Consider the following 7,301-nt stretch of genomic DNA (forward strand, 5'->3'; position numbering starts at 1 on the left):
CACAAATGAGCAACCGAAAGTGAGCATCCAGTGACTCGAGTGGCGATCATCGGCGGACACGGCAAGATCGCAGTGCGACTGGCCCGGATCCTGACGGCCCGCGGTGACGAGGTGACCTCGATCATCCGTAACCCCGAACACGCCGAGGACGTCGCGGACACCGGCGCCGTGCCCGTGGTCGCCGACGTCGAGACCCTCGACACCACCGGCATCGCGACCGCGATCTCCGGCCACGACGCCGTGGTGTGGACCGCGGGCGCCGGCGGCGGGGATGCGTCGCGGACGTATGCCGTCGACCGGGATGCCGCGATCCGGTCCATGGACGCTGCCGTGCGCGCCGGGGTTCGCCGGTACGTGATGGTGTCCTACTTCGGCGCCGGACCCGATCACGGTGTGCCCGAGGACAACTCATTCCACGCCTATGCCGAGGCCAAGGCGGCCGCGGACACGTACCTGAAATCCACCGAACTCGACTGGACGATCCTCGGGCCCAGCAAGCTGACCGACGAGGACGGCAGCGGCAGCATCACGCTCGGCGGCGACCGGGTCGAGGGTGACGAGGTCAGCCGTGACAATGTCGCCCAGGTCGCGGCCGCCGTGATCGACCATCCCGCGTCGGTGCACGAGGTGATCGAGTTCAACGACGGCGACACCCCGATCCTCGATGCGTTCCCACGGTCCTGACGATCTCGGTTCTCGCCGGGGCGATCCCGACCCAACCCCGCCGGCGGAGATCGACGGAGTCCTGACCTCGCTCCGGGAGATCGTCGGCGAGACGAATGTCCTCACCGACCCCGGCGCGATGGCCGGCTTCCTGACCGACTGGACCGGCCGGTACCGCGGTGAGGCCGACGCGGTGATCCGCCCCCGCACCACCGACGAGGTCTCGCGCGTGGTCGCCGGGTGCGCCCGGTCGGGGGTGCGGATCTGCGTGCAGGGCGGCAACACCGGGCTCGTCGGCGGTTCGGTACCACCGGCGCGCGACGGGTCGGCCTATCCGCTGATCGTGCTGTCGACGGTGCGGATGACCGACATCGACGACGTGGACACCGTCGGCCGTTGCGTCGGCGTCCAGGCCGGCGCGACCGTCGAGTCGATCGATGACCGGGCGAGGCAGTCCGGTCTGGCATTCGGCGTCGACCTCGCCTCGCGGCAGAGCGCGACCGCGGGCGGGGTGGTGTCGACCAATGCCGGTGGCACGCGGATGATCCGCCGGGGCAATGCCAGATCGCAGATCCTGGGGATTGAGGCGGTCCTCGCGGACGGCAGCGTCCTGCGCAGATGGACCTCGCTGGTCAAGGACAACGTGGGATACGACCTCCCGTCGCTCCTCGCCGGGAGTGAAGGAACCCTCGCGGTGATCACCCGCGTTCTGTTCAGGCTCGTCGCACCGCCCGCGGCCGCCACGGTCGCGGTCGCGTCGGTCGAACGTGTCGAGAACGCCGTCGAGTTGCTCGGCGCGGCGGCGTCGGCGGGGCTGACCGTCGAGGCCGCCGAACTGATGACCGACGCCGGTGTCGCGCTCGTGGCTCGGCACGGGCATCGGCGACCGACCACGACGCCCGGACCGTTCTACGTCCTCGTGGAGCTGTCGGGAACCGGTGACATCGAGTCGGCGACAACCGAACTCCTCGACGCCACGGCGGGCATCATCGATGCCGTGCTCGAGCCGGCGCCCGCCCGCGCACTCTGGGCCGGTCGCGAAGGTCACACCGAGGCCATCGCCCGCTCCAGTTCGACGCCGGTCGTCAAACTCGACATCTCGGTGCCGATCAGAGCCCTGCCCGAGGCGTTCGCGGAACTGTCCCGGGTCGGCGTCCACGACCCCTTCCCCTGCCGGCCGATTCTCTTCGGACACATCGGCGACGGCAACATCCACGTCAATCTGCTCGACGTCCCGGCGGAACAGACGACTGCGGTCACCGACACCGTGTTCGGGATCGTCGCCGCCAACGGTGGCAGCATCAGCGCCGAGCACGGCATCGGGCGCGCGAAGGTGGCCTGGACCCACCTCGGCCGCGACACCACCGATCTCGCGACCATGCGCGCGATCAAAACGGCACTCGACCCGCGGGGGTTGCTCAATCCGGGGGTGCTGTTCGGGTGAGCACCGTGCTCTCGGAGGGAACCGGGCGACGAGCACGGCGCGCGTGCGGAATTACTGCGATCATGCACGGGTGGCTGATGTGAACCTCGATCGGTTGACCGCACTGGCGCACCGCTACGGTGTCGCCACCGACTACGTCGGCTGGGGTGAGAAGCGCCACGACGTCGACCCCGAGACCCTGGTCGCTGTCCTCCGGGCGCTCGAGGTGCCCGCCGGGTCGGACGAGGAGATCGAGGAGTCGATCCGCGAGATCGACGACCAACCGTGGCGCGAATTCGTGCCTGCGGTGACGGTCGTGACCGAGGGGTCCGGTGCCACGTTCGCCGTCCATGTCCCGCACGGACATCTGGTGAAGGTGTGGATCGTCAGCGAGACCGGCGACGACGTCGCCGCGCCGCAACTCGACGTCTGGGTCGAACCGCGCGAGGTCGACGCCGTGCTCGTCGGGCGCGCGACGTTCGCCGTGCCCGATGACCTGCCACCCGGGTATCACCAGATCAAAGCGCTCGATCTCGACGATTCGTCGGCGTCGAGTGCGCCGCTGATCGTGACGCCGCGCCGCCTGCACACCGCGGACCGGTTGACCGGCCGGAAGCGGTGGGGCCTTGCCGTGCAGCTGTACTCGATCCGGTCGGCGGATTCGTGGGGCGTGGGCGACTTCGCCGATCTCGCCGGTATCTGCGAGGTGGCCGCGAGCGCGTACGGCGCCGACTTCGTCCAGGTCAATCCGCTGCATGCCGCACAGCCGCAGGTGCCGATCGAGGCGTCACCGTATCTGCCGGTGACACGACGCTTCGTCAATCCGCTCTACATCCGGATCACCGATATCCCCGAACTCGACGGATTGTCGAAGTCGCAGCGCAAGTCGGTCCGGGCTCTCGGTCGCAGCTTCCTCGCCGAGAACACCGCCACCGACAAGATCCGGCGCAACAAGGCCTTCCGCGCCAAGATGGAGGCCCTCGAGCTGATCTACGGCGTCCCGCTCGCCCCCGCCCGCGCCGGTGCGTACCGCGAGTTCCGGCGTCGGGAGGGCAAGGGCCTCAAGCGTTTCGCGACGTGGTGCGCGCTCGCCGAGCGTTACGGCGCCGACGACCCGCGCTGGCACGGCAAGTTCCTCGACCGCGAGTACCTGACGAAGAAGCGCCGGAAACTGGCCCGCCGCATCGACTTCCACATGTGGCTGCAATGGCTCTGCGACGAGCAACTCGCCACCGCCGCTCACGCGGCGCGCTCCGCGGGCATGGGGATCGGCGTGATGGCCGACCTCGCGGTGGGCGTCGCCCGGCACAGCGCCGACGCATGGGCGCTCGGTGACGTGCTCGCGTCAGGGGCGACCGTGGGGGCGCCGCCCGACGGCTTCAACCAGCAAGGACAGAACTGGGACCAACCGCCGTGGCATCCGCGGCGCCTCGCCGAGGCAGGGTACGAGCCGTACCGCGACATGCTCCGCACCGTCCTGCGGCACGCGGGAGGTGTGCGGGTCGACCACATCCTCGGCCTGTTCCGGCTGTGGTGGATTCCCGACGGGAGCAGTCCCGCGCAGGGGACGTACGTGCACTACGACAGTGAGGCACTGATCGGCATCCTGGCGCTCGAGGCGCAACGCGCCGACGCCGTGGTCGTCGGTGAGGATCTCGGCGTCTTCGAACCGTCGGTGCAGGATTCGCTCCGCGAACGGGGAATCCTCGGCACCTCGATCCTGTGGTTCGAGCAGGGACCCGACGCGGCGATCCCGCCCGAGGACTACCGCGAGCTGTGTCTGACCTCGGTGACGACGCACGACCTGCCCCCGACCGTGGGATATCTGGCGGGCGACCACATCGCGCTGCGATCGCGGCTGGGCCTGCTCGCCTCCGGCGAGGACGCCGAGCGGGAGCGCGATGCGCGCGAACGCGACGCCGTGCTCGAACTGGCCTACGAACGCGGCCTGCTGTCCCGGGACACACCGCTGACGGATCCCGCGGTCGTCGACGCGCTGTACGCGGTGATCGCATGTACCCCGTCGGTGCTGCTGAGCGTCGCCCTCGTGGATGCGGTGGGGGAGCGACGGATTCAGAACCAACCGGGCACCGACAGCACCCAATATCCGAACTGGCGTGTCCCACTCGCGAATGCGGAGGGCGATGTGGTCCTCGTCGAGGATCTCGTCAGCAGCGTGCGGTTCCGGCGCCTCGTGTCGGTTCTCAACGAGTCGGGCGTGCCAGGTTCCTGACCGAGACGATGGTCAGTACGAGTGCGACGAGGGCCAGCACGGCGACCCCGATGTTGAACGCGATCCCGGCGGGCCGCAGGCCCCAGTGCTGCGCGGTGATCCCCTGGCCGACGATCGGGATCGAGATCGCGACGTAGGCGACGACGAAGTAGGTCGAGGTGACCTCGGCCTTGCGGCCCGCCGGGGTCGCCGCGACCACCGACGCCAGTCCCTTGCTGAACGACATACCCTGCCCGACACCGCAGATCACCGCTCCGCCGAGCAACGCCGGGGTCGATGCGGCGACAAGTCCGAGGATCGACAGGCCCGTCCCGAGGATGAGGATGGCGCAGCCGGCGATCAGGGCCGGTTCGGTGGGCATCCGGCGCACGACGATCTGGGTGAGGGCCGAGGACGCGAACAGCACGAACACCAGGAAACCGGTGAACGCGTGGTCGTCGATGCCGAGGATGTTCGTGACGAAGGAGGGCATCACGCCGGTGAAGGTGCCCATCACCGCGAACCCGGCGAATGCCGCGATCGACGCCCGGACGAAGACGCCGCGGATGTCGGCCGGGACCGAGAGCCGCTGCACGCTCAGCTGCGCGCCCGGCACGACGTCGACCGTCTCGGGCAGCCGCCAGATGCCGATGAAGACCAGGACCAGCAGGGCCAGATCGAGCACGAACGGGGTGTGCAGCGGGGACGGGGCGTACTCGGCGAGGAGTCCGGCGATCAGCGGTCCGAGCCCCAGGCCGCCGATGTTGGCGGCGGTCGCCACGGCCGGGGCGCGGCCGCGCCACGAGGCCGGGGCCAGTTCGATGACCGCCGTGGTGGCGGCGCCGGCGTAGACGCCTGCGGACAGGCCGGACAGTACGCGGCCCAGCAGCAACTGCCAGACCGGGCCGGCGGTCAGGAAGACGACGGCGCTGATCGCCGACAGGATCGCGCCGGCGATGAGCATCTTGCGTCGGCCGATGACGTCGGACCAGCGTCCGAAACCGATCAGTGCAGCGATGACGCCGGCCGCGTAGACGGCGAAGATCACGGTCGTGGTGGTGACGCCGAAACCGAGTTCCTCGCCGTAGATCGCGTAGAGCGGCGTGGGCAGCGTGGTGCCCAGCATGATCACCGCGAAGGCGTAGACGGCAGCGGCGAAGGATGCGCCGGTCGGGGCGGGGGAGGCGGGAGTATTCGCACGGTCAGACATGGCAGCTGACACGCTACCGACGCGGTCCGACGGGTCCGGCTCTGGTCCGGCGCTGTGTGCTGAGTTACAGTAACTGGTGGTAACAGTTAAGTTCGCCGAACAGCTAGTTGGGGGTGTCGGATGCAACCAGAACTCGACGTCGTGATCGTGGGTGCCGGCTTCGGCGGAATGGGCGCCGCGATCGAACTCAAGCGCCAGGGCTTGGACAACATCGCGATCCTCGAACGCGAAGACGACCTGGGCGGTACGTGGCACGTGAACCACTACCCCGGACTGGCCGTCGACATCGCCTCGGTCACCTATTCCTATTCGTTCGAACCGAACCCGAACTGGTCCCGGCTGTTCGCGCCGGGCGCCGAGCTCAAGCGCTACGCCCATCACGTCGCGGACAAATACGACCTGAAGCGGCACATGGAGTTCGGGACGCTCGTGGAGTCCGCCTCATGGGACCCCGACGATCAGCTGTGGCGTGTCCGCACAGGTGACGGGAGCGAGCGCACCGCCCGCTATCTGGTGACCGCGACGGGGTTCCTGTCGCAACCGCACGTCCCGGAGTTCCCCGGGATCAAGAACTTCGCGGGCACGATCCTGCACACCGCTGCCTGGAAGGACGGCTTCGACTTCACGGGCAAGAAGGTCGCGGTGATCGGCACCGGAGCCACCGCCGTGCAGCTCATCCCGGAGATCGCCGCCCGCGCCGACGCCCTGACCGTGTTCCAGCGCACCGCGATCTGGGTGGTCCCCAAGATCGATTTCGCGATCCCGGCGGTCGTGCAACAGCTGTTCCGGCGGATTCCGGTCACGCAACGGGCTGCGCGAGGAGTCAATTCGTCGCTGCTGGAGCTGCTGATGGTGTTCGGCGTCCTGCACTTCAAGCAGGTCAAGCCGGGCAACCGGTTGGCCGCCCGACTGGCCAAGGCGCACCTGCGGTCGCAGATCGACGACCCGGAACTGCGGCGCAAGCTGACGCCGGACTACGACTTCGGATGCAAGCGTCCGACCTTCTCCAACACCTACTTCGCCAGCTTCGCCAAGCCGAACGTGACGCTGGAGACCAGCGGTATCGCCCGCCTCGAGGCCGATGCGATCCTCGCGGCCGACGGCACGCGCACCGAGATCGACACCCTCGTCCTCGCCACCGGGTTCAACCTCTGGGACGTCAACTTCCCGGCCTTCGACATCATCGGTCGGGACGGACGCAACCTCGGGAACTTCTGGCGCGAGAACCGTTTTCAGGCCTACGAGGGTGTGACGGTCCCCAAGTTCCCGAATCTGTTGTCCCTCAACAGTCCGTATTCGTACAGCGGGCTGTCGTACTTCACGACCATCGAGGGGCAGATGAAACACATCGCACGCCTCTTCGGCGAACTCCGACGCCGCGGCCGGCACACCTTCGAGGTCACCGAGGCGGCCAACGATGCCTTCCTCGACGAGGTGACCGACCGGCTGCAGTCCTCGGTCTTCTACAACGGGGACTGTGCGACCTCGCGCAGCTACTACTTCAACCAGCACGGCGAGGCGACGCTCCTGCGTCCGGCCTCCACGTTGCGCACCCTGCGCGAGATGAACTCGTTCCCGTTGCGCGACTACGAGTTCAGCTGATCGCTCACGAGAACACCTCGCTCACCACCGTTCCCTGAGCAGCGAGCTTGCGAGCGTCCACCGTTCCCTGAGCCTGGATCCGTGGACGGGTGCGGGGTGTCGATAACGTGAAAATGCCCTCTGAGCTGGAATGATTGGTGGTGTTGAGACAACAAAACATTCCAGCTCAGAAGGCACTTTCAGTGAAAGTA

5 protein-coding genes are annotated in these 7,301 nt (G+C 68.2%); 4 read left to right on the top strand and 1 reads right to left on the bottom strand.

Going from position 1 to position 7,301, the window contains the following annotated elements; translation table 11 throughout:
• Positions 1 to 30 precede the first annotated feature (30 nt).
• The 3 genes from MHN80_RS25135 to malQ all read left to right on the top strand — a co-directional run bounded on the left by MHN80_RS25135 (position 31) and on the right by malQ (position 4,319).
• Positions 31 to 684, top strand: a complete 654-nt coding sequence (locus MHN80_RS25135) for an SDR family oxidoreductase (RefSeq protein ID WP_239404084.1) — start codon at positions 31 to 33, stop codon at positions 682 to 684.
• Positions 665 to 2,107, top strand: a complete 1,443-nt coding sequence (locus tag MHN80_RS25140; protein WP_239404085.1) for an FAD-binding oxidoreductase — start codon at positions 665 to 667, stop codon at positions 2,105 to 2,107. Before MHN80_RS25135 ends, MHN80_RS25140 begins: the two co-directional genes overlap by 20 nt.
• Positions 2,108 to 2,186: 79 nt before the next feature.
• Positions 2,187 to 4,319 (top strand): 4-alpha-glucanotransferase, encoded by a 2,133-nt coding sequence (malQ, locus tag MHN80_RS25145; protein ID WP_239404088.1) that lies wholly within the window; start codon positions 2,187 to 2,189, stop codon positions 4,317 to 4,319.
• Here malQ and MHN80_RS25150 read toward each other — a convergent pair.
• Complete coding sequence (locus MHN80_RS25150) at positions 4,291 to 5,508, bottom strand: MFS transporter (RefSeq protein WP_239404086.1); 1,218 nt, start codon at positions 5,506 to 5,508, stop codon at positions 4,291 to 4,293. The genes malQ and MHN80_RS25150 overlap by 29 nt on opposite strands.
• 120 nt (positions 5,509 to 5,628) lie before the next feature.
• Here MHN80_RS25150 and MHN80_RS25155 point away from each other — a divergent pair, with 120 nt between their 5' ends.
• A complete protein-coding gene (locus MHN80_RS25155) occupies positions 5,629 to 7,110 on the top strand; it encodes an NAD(P)/FAD-dependent oxidoreductase (protein WP_239404087.1) in 1,482 nt (493 codons plus the stop codon).
• Positions 7,111 to 7,301: the final 191 nt, after the last annotated feature.

The sequence above is a fragment of the Gordonia sp. McavH-238-E genome (assembly GCF_022348225.1).
GTDB lineage: Bacteria > Actinomycetota > Actinomycetes > Mycobacteriales > Mycobacteriaceae > Gordonia > Gordonia terrae.

Bases quoted from the DNA above. Each gene is read 5' to 3' on its own strand.
- MHN80_RS25140 (WP_239404085.1), top strand. From the start codon at position 665: ATGCGTTCCCACGGTCCTGACGATCTCGGTTCTCGCCGGGGCGATCCC.
- MHN80_RS25155 (WP_239404087.1), top strand. From the start codon at position 5,629: ATGCAACCAGAACTCGACGTCGTGATCGTGGGTGCCGGCTTCGGCGGA.
- MHN80_RS25150 (WP_239404086.1), bottom strand. From the start codon at position 5,508: ATGTCTGACCGTGCGAATACTCCCGCCTCCCCCGCCCCGACCGGCGCA.